Raw genomic sequence first — 16,744 nt, 5'->3', positions numbered from 1 at the left:
CAAGATCGCCGGCTGCGGGGAACGCGAAGGGGCCGGTGCCCGATGCGTGGTCGCACCGGGCACCGGCCCCTCACGGTGTCACTTCAGGCCGAAGGCCCGCGTGACGGTCTGGGTGACGCCGCCGCCGTTGCGCTGTTCGGCGGTGACACGGATCGACACGTAGCCCGCCCGGCCCGGCGCGTTCAGGGCCGCCTGCCAGGTGCCCTTCTTCGCCTTGAGCCCCTGTCGCAGCCAGGTGGCCCCGTCGTCGTAGGACACCTCGAGCCGGACCGCGGAGACCGCGTCCCCGGCAGCCTGACTGCCGAGCACGACCGGGGTGACGCCGAGTTCCGTCCTGCGCTCCGCCCTGCCCTCCGCGTCAAGGTCCGTGCCGTAGTCCAGCTGCACCAAGGGAACGGCCTGGACGCTCTCGGGGGCGCCGGAGGTGAAGCGCCACTCGGTGCGTGTGGCGGTCGAGTAGGGGCTGAGCGCCGTGTCACCCTTGGTGTCGACGACCAGCCGGTACGGGAGCTTCTCCGGCGCCAGGTCACCGACCCCGAACCAGGGGTAGCCCTCGATCCGGGACAGCTCCCGGTCGCCCTGGTAGAACGAGATCGCCTGGTACATGCCCGATCCGCCGCTGTGCGCCGACCCCGCGTCGCCGAACCCCTGGATGTAGGCGCTCATCGCGTTCTCGCCGCGGTACGGCAGATCGGATGCGATCATGCGGGGCCGGGTGATCGGCCCGAACCAGCGGTCCTTCTGCGCACTGCCCGGCCGGTAGGTCATCAGGTCGGTCGACGAGCCGCCCCAGCCCTCCAGCCCGGCGTTCTGCTGCCACTGGACACCCGCGGTGACCCAGTCGGTGCGCCGTCCGGGCGCGACCACGTCGGCGGGAAGGGCGTTGGGCGAGAACCCCTTGTACGGCGGGTAGTCGTACGACGGGAAGTCCAGCCGCGACTCGGTGACCCGCCGTCCGGGGGGCGGGGTGAAGTCGAGGTCGACGCGGGCGAGGCTGCGGGCGTCCGTCCTCGCGGAGGGATCCGCGGGCACCCCGCCGAGGTGCTGGTCGAGGAGGTCGTACAGGTACGCCGGCGCCGGATGCGCCTCGACCGCGAGCCGCAGGCCCTTCCGGCCCGCGGCGCCGATCTCCTTGATCAGCGCCTCCCCTTCGTCCAGGGTCAGCGAGGCGACCGGGAGTTGCCCGGCCGTCACCTTGTCGGGGTCCCCGTACCAGTCGCTCCCGCGGCCCTCACCGTCGTTGACCACGAGGAGCAGCGCCGCACCGGCGGCACGCGCGGCGGCCGCCCGATCCGCGGGGGACACGGCGTCGCCGCCGCGGATCACCACGGCGCGGCCGCGGGCGGACACTCCGGCGTACTCGGCCCGCGTGCCGTTGCCGGCGAAGACGGCGTCGAGACGGGAAGTGCCGTCCCGCAGCGGCCGGGAACCGGGCTGCACGAGGGCGTCGTCGAGGAGGCGTCCGCGGTAGGTGACCGCCAGCGGCCGCTGTTCGGCGCGGATCCTGGTGGTGAAGGCGAAGCTGCCCTTTCTCACCTTGTCCTTGGTCGGCAGCGCCCACAGGCTGTCGTAGGCCGCCGAGGGCCAGATCCTCTCGCGCAGGGCGTTCCCGTCGCCGGGGGTGGGCGTGGCGGAGGTGAAGGAGCGGTACAGGTCGATCCTGCTGCTCACCACGCTGGTCGGCCGGGGTGTGGCCACCTTCACCTGGCGGGCGCGGGAGGCGTCGAGCTCCACGACCCGGTCGCCGGTGAGCTCGACCTCGGGGGCCGTCAGCACCGCGAGCCCGAGGGAGTGGCGGCCGCCGACACCCTGCACGTCCGCCAACGACGAGACCATGTAGGAACCGGGAGCCCAGCGGCTGGTGAGCGACCCGTCGGGGATCCACAGGTACGTGGAGGCGCCGTCCGTGCTCCTGATCTCGACCTCGCCGCTCACGGGCCGGCCGTCACGGTCCTTCAGTCGGATGGTGAGGTCGTGCTTCTCGGACTCGACGGAGATCCCCACCGCGGTGTGCACCTCACCGCCCGCGTGGCGCGCCGTGACCCGGGCGGCGTACTGGCCCGCCGCGAGGCCCTGGGCGTCGACCACGACCTCGGCGGTGGCCGTGCCGTTCGCCGGCACCGTGACGCGGTCGCCGGACACCGCGAACACCCGCGCCGGGGAGTCGCCGCGGTCGACGGAGAGCCGCAACGTGAGGGGTCGGGACGTGGTGTTGGTGTAGGTGATCTTCCGCTTGACCGGCTGCCGCTGCGTACCGGGCGACCACCGTACGAGTCCCGCGTCGACCGATCCGGTCGCGACGACCTGGTCCTGGCCGTACGCGGCCGCCACGTTCAGCCGGCCGGTACCCGCCCGGTAGGGGCTGTAGTCGGGGGTCGGGACGCTGGTGCCCATCAGGGCGTCCTTGATCTGCCGAGCCGTCCATCCCGGGTGCTTCTGCGCCAGGAGCACCGCCGCCCCGGCGACATGGGGCGTGGCCATGGACGTCCCGCTGTCGACCCGGTAGAAGCCCTCGCCCCACTCCAGGTACTGCGAGCGCGCCGCGAGTACGTCCACCCCGGGGGCGGTCATGTCGGGCTTGAGGGCGCCGTCGTTCATGCGCGGCCCGGCGCTGGAGAACTCGGCGAGGTGGTCGGACGCGTCCACCGCGCCCACGGTGAGCGCGGCGTCGGCCGTCCCAGGTGCGGCGAGGCTGTAGTCCCCGGGCCCGTCGTTGCCCGCGGCGATGACGAAGAGCGCGCCGGTCTCGGCGCTCAGCCGGTTCACGGCCTGGCTCATCGGATCGTCCTGGGTGTGCCAGCCACTGACGCCCAGGCTCATGCTGACGACCTTGGCGTGCTCGGTCCGCGCCGCCCACTCCATGCCGGCGATGATCCCGGATATCGTCCCGAATCCGTTGTCGCCGAGGACCTTGCCCACCAGCAGGTCGGCGCCCGGGGCGACCCCCTGCTCCTTGCCGCCCGAGGCGGCGCCCGTGCCGGCGACGGTGGACGCCGTGTGGGTGCCGTGCCCGTTGCGGTCGACGACGTTCTCGCCCGGTACGAAGCTGCGGGACGCCACGATGCGGTTCGCCAGGTCGGGATGGCCGGCGTCCACCCCGCTGTCCAGGACGGCCACCCGCACCCCGGCCCCGGTGCCGCCCGCGGCCCACGCGGCGGGCGCCCCGACCTGCGCGGTGGTGTCGGCGAGCGTCGCCTTCGCCTTGCCGTCGAGCCACACCTGGTCGACGCCGGCGGTGAAGCGCGGCGCGGCCGCGGCCTCCTCGGCGCCGCCGGCCAGGCGTGCCGACGGCTGACCGGCGTCCTGCGCGGTGCCGGTGAGGGCCGCCCAGAAGTCCGCGGCCTTCGACCGCTCGGTGCGGACCGCCTCACCACGAACGGAGGGGAGGCTGAGCGTGGTCCGTGCCCCGGGGAGTTCGGCTCTCTTCGCGAGGGCGGCGGAGCCCTCGGTGCGCGTGACGATCAGGGGGAGCGCGTCGAGATGCGCGTCGTCGTAGCCCTGGGCCAGCAGCTGCGTGACGTTGAAGAGTTGCTTGTCCAGGCGTCCCGTCGCGATGTACGGCATCGCCTCGTCGGGGTACACGTAGGTGTCCCGGCCCTCGGTGGCGACCCGCACCGAGCCCGTGGCCCCCGGTGCGCGTTCGACCTGGACCGCGGGGGCGGTGCCCTTCGGCCCCTGCGCCACCGTCACCTTGTCACCGGTGATCAACGTGACCGTCGTGGGCGGGCGTTGCCCCGCGGCCGCGGCTTCGGTAGTCGTCGCGCCGGGCGCGGAGGGAGGAGCGCCGTGCGCCGCTCCGGGTGTCACGAGAGCGGCGACGAGAGCTGTGGCTGCGGCCGCTGTGAATCTTCGGGGGAAACGGGGTCTCACATTGCCCTCCAGAGTGGACGATCGGAGGAATCTGATCACTCTTGAAGAGCTCGTGTAAAGCACTTGAACCCCGAACTAACGGACTGTAGCGTGCGTTATTTCCGAGCCGGTGGGCGGGGTCCGGGGATCCGGAGTTGACGACCGGTCGAACATTAACTGAAATAACCTCAGAAAGCTTCGCTGACCTGGGGATTCGCCCATACGGCAGCGATGTGCGCGACGCGTCGCGGAGCGGCCCGGAGGTTTACTCGCGGGAAGCTTTCGAATTCGACGTCGATACGGTCACGGGGGTCCGCCTCCCGCGAAAGTTTCGATGGGGCGGGGTGGTCGCTCGCACCCTTTGATGTGGCGGGCGGAAAGAGACACGCGCCCATGGTTGTTCGGTGAATCCGGGAGCACCCGAAGATGTCGCCATTTGTGGCGCCAAAGCCCGTGGTGGGGCGTCGCATCGGCCAAGTCGCCGTGCTCGGCGGCTGCTTGCTCTGCCAGACCGCCGGGACCGACAGCACGGCCGACCCCCGGGGCGACGGAGTCCGTCGTGACCATCGGCACGCCCCGTCCACCGCGGATCGCCACCGGCCGGGCCCATCCGGTCCGCGTGTACGGCTGATTGCCGGGCGGCAAGGACAACTACCCCGCCGACGAGGCCGTGGGCGGGAAGCCGCCGCCCGAGGCACGTGACGCCGCCCGGCAGAACCGGCGGTTCATGCGACGGCCGACGCCTGGCTCGCCGCTCAGGGCGTCGACCAGTTCCTCGACATCGGCTCGGGCATCCCCACCGAACCCGACCCGCACCAGATCCTCCAGCGCCTGACCCCCGCGGCGAAGGTCGTCTGCACGCACAACGACCCCTTGGTGCTGCACCACGCACTGGCCCTGCTGACCGGACGTCCCGAAGGCGTCACGGACTTCCTCGAGGCCGACGCCCGCCGGCGCGGTGGAGGACTTTCGGCCGAAGTTCCTGGCGAAGACGACCATGGCGCGCAAGGCGGGGGACTCGGCGATCGGCGCCACGAAGGCGGCTCTGATCGAGATGGGCCGCAAGCACGGGCGGGACGTGCGCCTGGTGCATCCCGCGTACACCACCATGGACTGCGCGTCGCGCGGAGCGAGAACCAAGAACGCACGTCCGCTGTCGGAACGTACCTACACCTGCACCGCGTCGGAGCCGTGTCCCCCAGGGACAAGAACGCCGCGCGCGTGATGCCGGTCCGGGCTGGTCTCACCCGGCAGGTGCCGATCGTGCAAGCGCTGACAGACCGCTGGTCCGCCGACCTTCCACTCCTCCATCGTCGTGACGACCTCCTTGAACGAGGCGTCCCGGCCGACCGCGACGACGGATCGCGTCATCACGTCGCCGACGACGTGCGGGCTGCCGTGCATGACGTCCTCCTCGCGGGCGGGGCCCGGTCCCCGTCCCCTGCCTGCTTCCCCGGCCCCGCCGTGCGCAGGGGCCTTCCGGCCCTCGTGCGGGTCCGGCCGGTACCGGGGGGCGCGGCCCGGCGGTCGGACGATCGGGACCAGGACGACGGGGCACGCGCGTCCTCCGGCCGTCGGCGTGTCAGCCCACCACGATGCGGCGGCCCGTCACGGTCGACGGGGTGATGCGCAGCCACAGATCGCGCTCTCCGCCGGCCCACGGCCCGGTGTAGGCCTGCTCCTCGAGCCGTCTGACGCCCGCGGGGTCGGTGACGGTGTGCGCCATGCCGCGGACGAGCACGCTCCAGCCCTGGCTCAGGGCGTCGTCCACCTCGTCCACCTCGAAGGCGCACTTGGTGTCGGTGGCTTCCGCCGGGGTGGCGGCCGGAGAGGTGCGGAAGGCGATGGTGCCCTCGGCGACGCAGTAGTTGACCGGCACGACGGTGATCCCCTCGGGCATCGTCAGGGCGATCCTGCCGACCCCGTGCGTGGACAGCAGCTCCCAGCACTCGTCGCGGCCCAGCTCCACCAGTTCCGCGTGTCCCGCCGCCCGCCCGCGGCCGGGTGGCAGGTCGGCGTCGCCGCCGGCGAGCGCGGACACACTCGTGTCCAGCGCCCTGGCCAGGCCCCGCAGCGTCGCGACGCCGGGAGCGGCGGTGGCATCATGCTCGACGTACCGCAGATAGCCCGGCGCGATGCCCGTGCGTGCCGCCACGTCCTCCCGGGACAGGCCCAGCTCCTCACGGCGCATCGTGATGCGCCGCCCGATGTCCCCGGCCGCGGTGGTCGCGGTGGGCGAGGGATGCTTCGTCATGGCGGTCACGTTCCTTCCTGTTCCCAGTGGGTGTCCCCCCGGTCGATCGCCGTGATCCGGCGGCGCCGCGCGGGCGGCCCGGTCTCACACGCGGCCCGAGGTGAGGTCGAAGCGCACGTCCACCACACCTTCGACGGAGCGCACCATCCGGGCCACGACCGGCACCAGCGACCGGTCGCTGAGCAGGCCGCTCACCGTCACGACCCCGTCGGCCGCCTCGATGTCCACGAACTGCCAGGCCTCGGGAAGGAGTTCACCCGCGAGGAGTCCGCGCACGTCACCGGCGAGATCCTCGTCCGTCCGCAGGAACACCTTGAGCAGGTCCCCCCGGCTCACCACACCCCGCAGCGCGCCGTCGGCGTCGACCACGGGCAGCCGCTTCACACGGTGCAGCGCCATCGTCCGCGCCGCCTGCGCCAGGGGCGCGTCCTCGCGCACGGTGATCGCCGGGGCCGTCATCAGCTGCCCGGCGGTGACCGCGGACGCCTTGTCCGGGACCGCGCCGACCGGTGGGGCGTCGTCCTCGCGGCGTTCCTCCTTGCGGAGCAGATCCGCCTCGGAGACCACGCCGACGACCCGGGTGCCCTCGGCCACCACGGGAAGGGCGCTGACCTTCCACCGCTCCAGGGTCCGCACGATCTCCTTGAACGACGTGCCCAGGGCGACCGCGACGACCTTCCTGGTCATCACGTCGCCCACCGACGCCGGATGCCGGTCGCCATTCATGGCCGCCTCCTTCGACGAGCGTGCCGGGTCAGGTCACCTCGACCCCTGCCGGTGAGCCGTGGCCTCCAGTATCGCGAGCCGACGCCAGTACTCCTCGTCGTCGATCTCGCCGCGGGCGTACCGCTCCGCGAGCAGCGCCCGCGCTTCCGGGTGATGCCGGTGGACGATACGATCCGCACCGCCGTCGGGGGCGTGCCGCAGCAGCACGGTCACGGCCAGGCCGACGAGGACCAGCAGTACCAGCCAGCCGAGGGACATCAGGGCCCAGCCCCAGCCGTTCATGTCGCCGTAGACGAACATCGTGTCCTCCTCACCGCGGCGCCCGGACCGCTGCCGCCGTTGCCGGCCGGATCACCGCTGTGGGAGGACGGCCGCACGGAAGCGACCCGCCCCGGTCATCGGATCGCCGACCCCGCGGTGGTGCGTCGACCCGCCTCCCTGCGCACAGTAGAGCCCGTGCCCTCCGGTCCCACTGTCGGTCGATTCCACCTGGCGCCGCTTGGGCCGGTGGGGCCACCGACACGGCCGGACGTCCCTCCGCCCGGGCCGAGTGGCCCATGCGCGCACCTGTCCACGCCGCCGGTACGCGGGTATGGCGCACGCCCGCGGTGTGCTGCCCACTCCGCTCGATGACGCGGACCTGCCGGTCGCGGCCGCCCCGCCCCGCCACCTCGGGCGGGGCGTGGGCATCCTGGGAGGACGTCTCGCGAAGGCTGTACGTCCCCCGACACGACGGTGTGCTCAGCCAGTTCGCGGGCTACGGCGAGCTGGAGGAGCTGGACTGGGAGGGCCGCCGCGCACGGTACGGGGACATCCGCCGGCTGGACCGGATCCTGGAGGCCGAGGGGGACTCCGTCAACCGCTACCGGGCGTCCAAGCAGGCCGACGTGCTGATGCTGGGCTACCTGTTCCCACCCGGCGAACTGCACCGCCTCTTCGGGCGTCTGGGGTGCCCCATGGACGACGGCACGTGGCGGTCGACCGTCGACTACCACCTGCGGCGCACCAGCCACGGATCCACCCTCAGCGGACTGGTGCACGCCTGGGTGCCGGCCAGGGCCGACCCGGCGGGCGCCTGGTCGTGCGCGGAGGAGGCACTGCTGGGCGACGTCACCGACATCCAGGGCGGCACCACCGAGGAGGGCATCCATCTGGGCGCCATGGCCGGCACCCTCGACCTCGTGCAGCGCGGCCTGACCGGCCTGGAAGCCCGCGAGGACGCCCTGTGGCTCGATCCGGTGCCGCTGCCGCAGCTCTCGCCGTTCGCCTTCACGGTGCGCTATCGGGACCACTGGGGCGTGCGGATCCACGTCGGCGGGGACCTCGTCAGCATCGCCGTCCCCACCTCCGCCGCGGCACCCCTGCGGGTCCGCCTCGGCGGCCGGACCTGGTCCGTTCCGCCGGGCCGCTTCCGGCGGCTCGACCTGCCGCCCCGATGACACATGCCCGCGGGGCGGACGGACGGATGCGCACAGCGAATGATCGACTACTGTACGTAGCATGATGTGGCGAGTGGGTCGGCGCGTCCCCCCGCGCGGAGTTCTCCTGCTGCTGGGCATGCTCGTGCTGACAGGGGTCCATCTGCTGGCCTGCGCGCACGGCCCGGACCGCGCGGGCAACGACACCCTCGCCGCCGCCTCGTCCGACTCTGCCCTGTGCCGGCCCGGGGGCGGCGCCTCGCTCGCGGACCAGGACCTCGCCCGCGGCGGCAGGCCGCAGGACGACCACCACGCGCTGTGCGGGGTCGCCCTCGACCGGCTGCCCGATCCCCGCCTGCGATGGGCCGACGCCCCCGCGGCCCCCGGCGCCGAGGGCACGCCGCGGGCACCGGTACCGGCGATCCACCCCGTCCGGGCCGCGCCCGGAGGCGCCGGGCATCCCTGCGCACCCGCACGGCCCGGCCCCGCGACCCTGAGCCTGCTCTGCGTATCGCGGACCTGAGAGCACCCCGGCCCCGCCCGGCGCACCGCGCGGCGGGCACGGCCGAACGCGCTCCCAGGACCCGTACGAGCAGCGGCCGCGCCACGGCGACGGCGGCAGGAGAGACACCTATGAGCACCCTTCCCTATCCCGGCACGCCCACCTCCCCGGCCGAACTCCTGGCCGCCACCGCGCCCCCGCGCCGCACCCCGGCCGGGCTGGTCGGCAACACGCCCGTGCTGTGGGTCGGATCGCCCTTCGTCCCCGACGGCCGCGGCTTCTGGGCCAAACTCGAGGGCTTCAACCCCGGCGGCATCAAGGACCGCTCGGCGCTGTACATGATCGAGGCCGCCCGCGCCCGCGGCGAACTCCTCCCCGGGGCCCCGATCGTGGAGTCGACCAGCGGCACGCTCGGCCTCGGCCTGGCCCTCGCGGGGGCCGTGCACGGGCACCCGGTCACGGTGGTCACCGACCCCGGCATGGAACCGCCCCTGGTCGCCCTGCTCACCGCCTACGGGGCGACCGTCGACGTGGTCACCGCACCGCACCCGGTCGGCGGCTGGCAGCAGGCCCGCCGCGACAGGGTGCGGGAACTCCTCGCCGCCGAGCCGGCCGCCTGGTGCCCGGACCAGTACCACAACCCGGACAACGTCGCCGCCTACGCCGTCCTCGCCCATGAACTCGTCGCCCAGCTCGGCCGCATCGACGTCCTGGTGGCGAGCGTCGGCACCGGCGGACACTCGGCCGGGGTCAGCGGCCCGCTGCGCGCGTTCTTCCCGCACCTGCGGCTGGTCGGCGTCGACACCACCGGGTCGACGATCTTCGGCCAGCCGCCCGCCGCACGGCTCATGCGCGGCCTGGGCAGCAGCATCCACCCCCGCAACGTCGACTACCCCGCCTTCGACGAGGTGCACTGGGTGGCCGCCGCGGAGGCGGTGTGGGCCTGCCGCCGCCTCGCCCGCGACCACTACGCCACCGGCGGCTGGAGTGTCGGCGCCGTCGCCCTGGTCTCCCGCTGGCTGGCCCGGACGCTGCCGCCCGAGACCAGGATCGTGACGATCTTCCCCGACGGCCCGCAACGCTACGTAGGGACCGTCTTCGACGACCCCTACTGCCGGGACCACGGCCTGCTGCACCACGAACCCTCCGAGGACCCCGACGAGATCGCCCACCCGGGCGAGACCGTCGTCGGCCGCTGGACGCGCTGCACCACCGTCCGGGACCCGCTGGCAGCCGCGCCGGACAGCCGGCTCGACGGCATGTCCTTCGAGGGCGCCCGATGAGGGGCCTGTGGCGGCAGGTCCGCTCCTTCGACACCCCGGCCCGGCTGCTGATGGCCAACCAGTTCGCCATCAACCTCGGCTTCTACATGCTCATGCCCTACCTCGCCGACCACCTGGCCGGCGGCCTCGGCCTGGCCGCCTGGGCCGTCGGCCTCGTCCTGGGCGTACGGAACTTCTCCCAGCAGGGCATGTTCGTACTCGGCGGGACCATCGCCGACCGATTCGGCTACAAGACGCCCATCATCATCGGCTGCACCCTGCGCACCGTCGGCTTCGCGCTGCTGGGGCTGGTCGACTCACTGCCCGCACTGGTGGCGGCCTCCGCCGCCGCGGGGTTCGCCGGCGCGCTGTTCAACCCCGCGGTCCGCGCCTACCTGGCCGTTCAGGCGGGCGAGCGGCGGGTGGAGGGTTTCGCCCTGTTCAACGTCTTCTACCAGGCGGGCGTCCTGATCGGCCCCCTGGTCGGCCTGGCCCTGCTCGCCCTGGACTTCCGCGCCGTGTGCCTGACGGCGGCGGCCGTCTTCGCCGTGCTCACCGTCCTGCAGTGCCGGGCGCTGCCCGACCGCAGGCCGGGACACGCCGGCGACTCCGGCGCGGCGGCGGGCGTCCTCGGCTCCTGGCGGCAGGTGCTGGGCAACCGGCCGTTCATGCTCTTCTCCCTGGCCATGATCGGCTCCTACGTGCTGTCCTTCCAGGTCTACCTGGCCCTTCCCCTCCAGGCGCACAAACTGCTCGGCAGCGGCGGACAGGCCGTCACCAGCGGCCTGTTCATCGTCTCGGCGGTCGTGGCGGTCCTCGGGCAGCTCCGCATCACCGGCTGGGTCCGCGCCCGCTGGAGCGGACCACAGGCGATCGTCGGGGGGATCCTGCTGATGGGCCTGGCCTTCACGCCCCTCGCCGTGAGCCCCGACCCGTCCGGCGGGACGCCGAGCGCCGTGATCGCGGTGGCCCTGCTCGTCACCGCCGTCGCGTTGCTGGCGGTGGGCAGTGCGGTGGTCTACCCCTTCGAGATGGACACCATCGTCACCCTCTCGGGAGAGCGCCTCGTCGCCACCCACTACGGCTGGTACAACACCGTCTCCGGCGTGGGCATCACCGTGGGCAACCTCGCGACCGGCGCCGTCTGGGGCATCGCCGACGACAGCCACAAGCCGTGGCTGCCCTGGCTGGCCCTGACGGCGACCGGCCTGCTGTGCGCCCTCTGCGTACAGCTGCTGTCGCGGGCCGGGGGGCTCGCCGCGGCCACCCGCGAGCCGGCCCTCGCCTGACCTTCGCCGGCGCCCGCCGGCTCTGGACTGGCGGGCGGCCGGTGCGTCTGCTGGGCTGAGGAGAGACAGACGTGACGCGGGAGGTGAGTGGCTGTGCAGGGTGGTCCGGACCAGGGCGGAGCGGCGGGCGGAGGCCCTTCGAACGGCGAGGACGTGGCCGGTCGTGTCGCCGTGCGGTGTGAGCAACTGAACATGTCCCGCGAGGAACTGGCCACCAGGGCCGGGATGTCGACGGCGTACCTGCGGCAGGTCGAGGAGCTGGGTTCCGGTTTCGACGCCGCCGCGCTGGAGCGGGTCGCGCACGTGCTCGGGGTGTCGTACGAGGAGCTGGCCTCGGGCTCCCGCCAAGCGCCACCGGGACGGGGCGGCCCGGCGGCCCGGCCGGTGCTGCAGCGGCTGTCCGAGGGCGAGTGCTGGAAACGGCTGGGCACCCACGGCATCGGCCGCGTGGCCCACACGGCCGGGACCGGGGAGGAGGCTCCCGTGCTGGTGCCCGTCAACTTCCTGGTCGACGGGCGGACGGTCGTCTACCGCACGGATCCGGCCGGCGCCGCGGCCGTCGCCCCCGGCACGAAGCTCGCCTTCGAGACCGACTTCGTCGACGAGGAGAGGCGTCTCGGCTGGAGCGTCCTGGTGAGGGGCGCCGCCGAGCCGATCACCGACACCGCCGCCGCGGAGGCACTCGGCAGGCGCCCCGGGGGCGAACCGTGGGCCGGGGGGACCCGGCCGCTGTGGATCCGCGTGGTGCCGGGCGAGGTGAGCGGGCGCGCCATCCGGTCGCTGCCCCCGGCCGGGGACCAGGACCCGGAACAGCCCGGGTGACGCCACTGGCGCGCCCGGTCGCCCGAGCGGGCCGCGCGGCGGCCGACCGTCGGGGCGGCACCCTCGCCGGGACGAGGTGTCCGTCCGGATCTCCCGGCCGGCCACCTCGTCTCGCGCCGGCGGCGATCAGGCCTTCAGCGCGCGGCTGTGCAGCGTGGTGACGGCCTTGCGCGCGGAGAGGATCGCGCCGTGCTGCCAGGCGTCCATGTAGGACAGCCAGTCGCCCGCGTACAGGACGCGTCCGGTGGGCTCGTTGAGGGGCTTGTAGACCGCCGCGTCGGTGCCGCCGGGGATGCTGTGCCAGGCGCCTTCGAGGTGCCGGACGCGCTTCCACGCGATGGAGAAGGAATTCGAGAGCTCGCTGCGGTACTTCTCGCCGTGGATCTTCACGCCCTGCATGACGGCGCGCGCCTCACGCTCGGCGGGCGTCAAAGCGGCATAGGCGTCGGCGTTGGACCCGGTGTTGTAGTAGCCGACGATGACGCCGCGCCTGCCGTGGTGACCGTAGGACGGGTACCAGATGTGGGAGAGGTCCAGGTCGGTCTCGGTGATGCCGCCGTAGATGCGGTGGTCGGTCTCCCACCAGCGGCTGCGGTACTCCAGGCCGATCTTGCCCGCCGACGAGGGGCGGATGGTGGTGAGCGCGGTCTGGACGTCGGGGCCCAGGTTGTGCGTGAGCCTGGCCAGCAGATGCGGTGGGATGGCCGCGACGCAGTAGTCCGCCTCGATCCGCCGCGGCCGTCCGCCGGGGTCGGTGTAGCCCACGGCGACGCCGCCCGCCGACTGCACCAGCGAGGTGGCCTGGCAGGAGTAGCGGATCCGGTGATCGCCGATGGCGCGGGCGAAGGCCCGCGGTATCCGGTCCATACCGCCGACCGGCTGGAACATGAGCATCGCCTGGTCGAACTCGAACTCGAACGCGAAGTGCCGCCCGACACCCGAGGCGAAGACCTCGGAGGCGGTGGGCAGGTCCCCGAGCAGGGCACCCGGGGTGCCCGCGGCGCCGGGCCAGGTGGCGTAGCCCCGGTTGGCGCCCCCTGCGTACGCCCATCCGTCGGATCGTCCGCCGATCTCGCCGAAGTCCTCCAGGAACGACAGGAGACGCTCCTTGTCCTGGGTGGTCAGTTCCTGGTCCAGGGCGCCCTGGTCGGTGGCCTTGGCGAGGAGTTCGCTGACGTACCCGAAGGTGTCGGCCTTGGCGGTGCGGTACCGCACGGGCTGCCCGGGGCGCATGCCCGCCGACTCGTGGTAGATGTACGCGTCGGCGTTGGAGTTGGTGAAGACCTCGATGGGGACGCCGAGTTCACGGCAGTAGTCCAGCGTGACCATCCACTGCGCCAGCCGGGCGGGTCCGGCGTTGAGGTACTGGCCCCGGGAGAAGCCCGCGGTCTGGGTGTGCCCGTCGAGGTCGGTGTGGGTGTCCCCGCCGCGCACGGTGTAGTTGCGGCCGCCCGGCCGGTCGCGCGGCTCCAGGATCGTGCAGTCGTATCCGGCCTTGCCCAGTTCGTACGCGGTCGTCAGCCCGGCCAGTCCGGCACCCAGCACGACGACCTTGCCCGCTCTGCGCCCCGTGAGGTGGAAGTCGGCCGTGCTCGGCGCGCGGAAGTCGCCTCCTCGGCCGGCTGCCTCGGCCGTCGGCGCGAGCCCCAGCGCGCCCATGGTGGCGAACATTGCTCCGGCACCGCCGGTGATGCCGACGGCGCGCAGAAATCCCCTGCGGTCGAGCCCTGTTGGCTGCCCCTGCGTCATGAGTCGCCCTCTCTCGATCTGCCGGTGTGCATGCCGATCTTCAGGGCGGGCTGTTACGGATGGTGTGGCTGGGACATGACAGAGCCATTTCGCGTGTCGTGTGTGTGAACGGACGTCGATGACCGCCCCCCGGCCGTTCGGGTGATCGGCAGCGGGACCGGCGGCGCGTAGCGGCGGTGTCGCCGGGAAGGCGGGGGGTGGGTGAGGATGTTGAGGTTGGCGAAGTCGCATGCAGAGATGGGAGAACGACGTGCCTTTGGTGGGTGAGTACCAGCCGAGCCCCGAGCAGTGGGTCCGCGACCAGGTCGAGCTGTACGAGGGTTCGGGAGGAACCGACGGGACCACGCTGCGCGGCAGGCCGGTGATCGTTTTGACGACGCTGGGCGCCAAGTCGGGCAGGATCCGCAAGACGCCGCTCATGCGTGTGGAGCACGACGGCCGCTACGCGGTCGTGGCGTCCAAGGGAGGCGCTCCCAAACATCCGGTCTGGTACCACAACCTGGTCGCCGATCCCCGGGTGGAGCTGCAGGACGGCCCCGTGCGCCAGGACATGACGGCCCGCGAGGTCACGGGGGACGAGCGGGCCGAGTGGTGGGAGCGCGCGGTGGAGGCGTGGCCCGACTACGCGGAGTACCAGAAGAACACCGACCGTGAGATCCCGGTCTTCGTCCTGGAGCCGGCGGCCGCACCCCACTGACCTGTTCCGCTCCGACGGCCGCCGCCCCGCGAAGGGGCGGCGGCCGTCGTCGGTCCGGGCGGGGTCCCCGAGCGGCGGTCGGCCGGGCGTGCCGCTCGCGGTCCGGACCGTCGCCCGCTTCGGTTTCCGGCCCCTCGACGCCCGACCACCGGCCGCCCGCGCCCGCTCACCACGGCGACCTTGCGCCTCCAGGCCGTTGACCGCCGCCGGGAACCCCGTCCCCGGCGTGATGTGGACCACATCCGCGGAAAATCTCGACCCGGGCTGTAAGAAGCGGGCCGCCGCGCTCATTGCATGGTGAGAGTGCGAGATGAGGGGACGGCGCGTGACACATGCCCAACGCTTCCGGGACGTCTACGAGGAGTGCTATCCGCGTGTGCTCGCCTACACCACCAGCCTGGTCGGACGGCAGGTGGGCGAGGACATCACCAGCGAGACGTTCACCGTCGCCTGGCGGCGGGTGCGGGACGTCCCCGACCCCGCTCTGCCGTGGCTGCTGGGTGTGGCACGCAACCTGGTGCGCGAGCTGCGCCGCCGGGACGCCCACCAGTACCTCCTCGCCGCCGAGGAGGCGCAGCGCATCAGCAGCGGCGCCCGGACCGACACCGCGGACGTCGCGGCGGAGGTCGCCGGCCGGCACGACGCGCTGCAGGCCCTCGCGGGCCTGCCGGAGGCCGACCGGGAGCTCCTGACGCTGATCGCCTGGCACGGCCTGAGCGCCAAGGAGGCCGCACAGGTCCTGGACTGCACCACCGCCACGCTGACCGTCCGCCTGTACCGGGCCCGTCGCCGGCTGGAGAAGGCCCTGGAGGCGGCGCCCGCCGTTCCCGAGCCGGAGCCGGCGTCCGCACCTCCCGCAGAGACCCCGTACCGCAGCCACCGCGAAGGAGCACCCGCGTGAAGAACACCCGCAAGCCGTCCGGGCGGCCCGACGTCCTGAAGGTGCTCGCCGACGCGCGGCCCGAGGAACTGGACCCGTCCCGGCTCGTGGACCCCGCGCGGCAGCGGGAGGACCTCGCGCGCATCGTCGCCGGAGCGACGGACGGCCGCGCGGCACGCTTCCTCGCGCCGCGCCGCAGGAGCGCCTTCCGGTCGCTGGGGGCCGCGGCCCTCGCCGCCGTGGCGGCGTCCGTGGTGGTCGTGAGCACCGTGGACTGGCAGGAGCCCGCCGACCGTCCGACCGCCCAGCCGCCGTCCTCCGCCGCAACGGCCGCGCCGGGCGACGGCGCGGACCTCCGCGTCGACGGCCACATCGAACTCCTCAGCGCGGCCAGGAAGGCCGAGAGCGCCGTCGCCGAGGGCACGTACTGGCAGACCACCACGCGCTCGGAGAACGTGGACGTCGCCGGCGACGAGGGGCACCTCTTCGCCGTGCGCAGCGCGTCCACCGACGAGTGGTCGGTGGGCGTGCGGCCCGGCACCGCAAGCCTGGAGGTCTCCGGCCTGGACTCCGTGACCGAGCCCCGGACCGCGGCGGACGTCGCCCGCTGGCAGGCCGCGGGCTCGCCTCGCACGGTGGAGTTCGAGGTCTCGAACAAGGCCGGGAGCGGCAGGCTCGTCACCGTGATGGGAACCGGGCGGCGGCCGCTGGTCATGCGGACGAACGCCGACGACAAGATCTACGCCGTCGGCCCGGACAACGTCACCTACAAGGACCTGCGCGCACTGCCCTCCACCAGCGGGGGCCTGCGCCGGTACCTGGAGCGGCTGTACGCGCAGGACAACGGGGCCGACACCGGCACCTCGAACCGCAGCGCCTGGATGCTGCGCCAGGCGGGCAACCTCGTCACGATGCCCGTGCAGCCCGCCGTCCGGGCGGCCGCGTACCGGGTGATGGCCGATCTGCCCGGAGTCCGGGTGACCGGACGGGTCACCGATCCCCTGGGACGCGAGGGCGTCGGGGTCGACTTCCCCGTCGGCTACCCGGGACCCCTGGGGACGGTGAGGGAGCGGCTGATCGTGGACCCGTCGACCGGGGCCATGCTCAGTGACGTGCTCGTGCTCGTCGAACCGTCCGCCCGGGCCGAGGAAGCCGGGCTCGGCGCCGGTACGACGGTGAACTACAACGCGACCACCAGGATGAGCTGGGGCGAGCACCAGATCACCGTGCCGGAGAACGCCCGCGGCTGAACCCGGGCCGCACCGCCGGCCCGGTGGGAACACCGCACCACGGCGA

General features: G+C 73.2%; 12 protein-coding genes and 3 pseudogenes. 10 read left to right on the top strand and 5 right to left on the bottom strand.

From position 1 onward, the window contains the following. Nucleotides 1-78 precede the first annotated feature (78 nt). Nucleotides 79-3,708 carry a S8 family serine peptidase gene (locus B085_RS0106110; protein ID WP_018557680.1) on the bottom strand — a complete coding sequence of 1,210 codons (3,630 nt, stop codon included), beginning with the start codon at nt 3,706-3,708 and terminating at the stop codon, nt 79-81. A 700-nt stretch (nt 3,709-4,408) separates the two neighbouring features. Between B085_RS0106110 and B085_RS46570 the strand changes: the two are divergent. Further along, a pseudogene (locus B085_RS46570) lies at nt 4,409-4,800 on the top strand (SAM-dependent methyltransferase); the annotation flags it as partial. Nucleotides 4,801-4,804: 4 nt separating this feature from the next. Beyond that, nucleotides 4,805-5,168 (top strand): annotated as a pseudogene (locus tag B085_RS50505) (zinc ribbon domain-containing protein); the annotation flags it as partial. Between the two features lie 263 nt (nt 5,169-5,431). Here B085_RS50505 and B085_RS0106095 read toward each other — a convergent pair. The 3 genes from B085_RS0106095 to B085_RS0106085 form a co-directional block, all read right to left on the bottom strand. Then, nucleotides 5,432-6,103 carry a helix-turn-helix domain-containing protein gene (locus tag B085_RS0106095; RefSeq protein WP_018557677.1) on the bottom strand — a complete coding sequence of 224 codons (672 nt, stop codon included), beginning with the start codon at nt 6,101-6,103 and terminating at the stop codon, nt 5,432-5,434. A gap of 84 nt (nt 6,104-6,187) precedes the next feature. Then, entirely contained in the window at nt 6,188-6,829 is a 642-nt protein-coding gene (locus tag B085_RS0106090) for a CBS domain-containing protein (protein WP_018557676.1), read from the bottom strand. Between the two features lie 33 nt (nt 6,830-6,862). Further along, the gene (locus B085_RS0106085) at nt 6,863-7,129 is read right to left on the bottom strand and encodes an SHOCT domain-containing protein (RefSeq protein WP_018557675.1); all 267 of its coding nucleotides are present in this window, start codon (nt 7,127-7,129) and stop codon (nt 6,863-6,865) included. A 359-nt stretch (nt 7,130-7,488) separates the two neighbouring features. Between B085_RS0106085 and B085_RS0106080 the strand changes: the two are divergent. From B085_RS0106080 to B085_RS0106060, 5 genes and pseudogenes are all read left to right on the top strand, one after another. Continuing rightward, a pseudogene (locus B085_RS0106080) lies at nt 7,489-8,268 on the top strand (glycosyl hydrolase family 65 protein); the annotation flags it as partial. Between the two features lie 61 nt (nt 8,269-8,329). Next, nucleotides 8,330-8,770, top strand: coding sequence for a hypothetical protein (locus tag B085_RS0106075; RefSeq protein WP_158689671.1), 441 nt, complete (start codon nt 8,330-8,332; stop codon nt 8,768-8,770). Nucleotides 8,771-8,880: 110 nt separating this feature from the next. After that, a complete protein-coding gene (locus B085_RS0106070) occupies nt 8,881-10,032 on the top strand; it encodes a PLP-dependent cysteine synthase family protein (RefSeq protein WP_018557672.1) in 1,152 nt (383 codons plus the stop codon). Continuing rightward, nucleotides 10,029-11,300 (top strand): MDR family MFS transporter, encoded by a 1,272-nt coding sequence (locus tag B085_RS0106065; RefSeq protein ID WP_018557671.1) that lies wholly within the window; start codon nt 10,029-10,031, stop codon nt 11,298-11,300. Before B085_RS0106070 ends, B085_RS0106065 begins: the two co-directional genes overlap by 4 nt. Before the next feature lie 87 nt (nt 11,301-11,387). Then, nucleotides 11,388-12,122 carry a pyridoxamine 5'-phosphate oxidase family protein gene (locus tag B085_RS0106060; protein WP_420706577.1) on the top strand — a complete coding sequence of 245 codons (735 nt, stop codon included), beginning with the start codon at nt 11,388-11,390 and terminating at the stop codon, nt 12,120-12,122. A gap of 126 nt (nt 12,123-12,248) precedes the next feature. Here the strand turns inward: B085_RS0106060 and B085_RS0106055 are convergent, their stop codons facing one another. Then, complete coding sequence (locus tag B085_RS0106055) at nt 12,249-13,871, bottom strand: flavin monoamine oxidase family protein (RefSeq protein WP_026250734.1); 1,623 nt, start codon at nt 13,869-13,871, stop codon at nt 12,249-12,251. A gap of 250 nt (nt 13,872-14,121) precedes the next feature. On the opposite strand from B085_RS0106055, the gene B085_RS0106050 reads away from it, so the two are divergent. From B085_RS0106050 to B085_RS0106040, 3 genes are all read left to right on the top strand, one after another. Then, entirely contained in the window at nt 14,122-14,568 is a 447-nt protein-coding gene (locus B085_RS0106050; protein ID WP_026250733.1) for a nitroreductase family deazaflavin-dependent oxidoreductase, read from the top strand. A gap of 325 nt (nt 14,569-14,893) precedes the next feature. Then, entirely contained in the window at nt 14,894-15,469 is a 576-nt protein-coding gene (locus tag B085_RS0106045; protein WP_037731243.1) for an RNA polymerase sigma factor, read from the top strand. Continuing rightward, complete coding sequence (locus tag B085_RS0106040) at nt 15,466-16,698, top strand: CU044_5270 family protein (RefSeq protein WP_018557666.1); 1,233 nt, start codon at nt 15,466-15,468, stop codon at nt 16,696-16,698. Before B085_RS0106045 ends, B085_RS0106040 begins: the two co-directional genes overlap by 4 nt. Nucleotides 16,699-16,744 lie beyond the last annotated feature (46 nt).

This window comes from Streptomyces sp. BoleA5 (assembly GCF_000373665.1).
Classification (GTDB): Bacteria; Actinomycetota; Actinomycetes; order Streptomycetales; family Streptomycetaceae; genus Actinacidiphila.
The sequence above is the reverse complement of the archived record's forward strand: the minus strand, read 5'-3'. Positions and strand labels throughout refer to the sequence as shown.

What these genes read in the sequence shown, in the direction of transcription:
- B085_RS0106070 (WP_018557672.1), top strand. Translation starts at nt 8,881, where the DNA reads ATGAGCACCCTTCCCTATCCCGGCACGCCCACCTCCCCGGCCGAACTC.
- B085_RS0106055 (WP_026250734.1), bottom strand. Translation starts at nt 13,871, where the DNA reads ATGACGCAGGGGCAGCCAACAGGGCTCGACCGCAGGGGATTTCTGCGC.
- B085_RS0106075 (WP_158689671.1), top strand. Translation starts at nt 8,330, where the DNA reads ATGATGTGGCGAGTGGGTCGGCGCGTCCCCCCGCGCGGAGTTCTCCTG.
- B085_RS0106065 (WP_018557671.1), top strand. Translation starts at nt 10,029, where the DNA reads ATGAGGGGCCTGTGGCGGCAGGTCCGCTCCTTCGACACCCCGGCCCGG.
- B085_RS0106085 (WP_018557675.1), bottom strand. Translation starts at nt 7,129, where the DNA reads ATGTTCGTCTACGGCGACATGAACGGCTGGGGCTGGGCCCTGATGTCC.
- B085_RS0106090 (WP_018557676.1), bottom strand. Translation starts at nt 6,829, where the DNA reads ATGAATGGCGACCGGCATCCGGCGTCGGTGGGCGACGTGATGACCAGG.
- B085_RS0106095 (WP_018557677.1), bottom strand. Translation starts at nt 6,103, where the DNA reads ATGACGAAGCATCCCTCGCCCACCGCGACCACCGCGGCCGGGGACATC.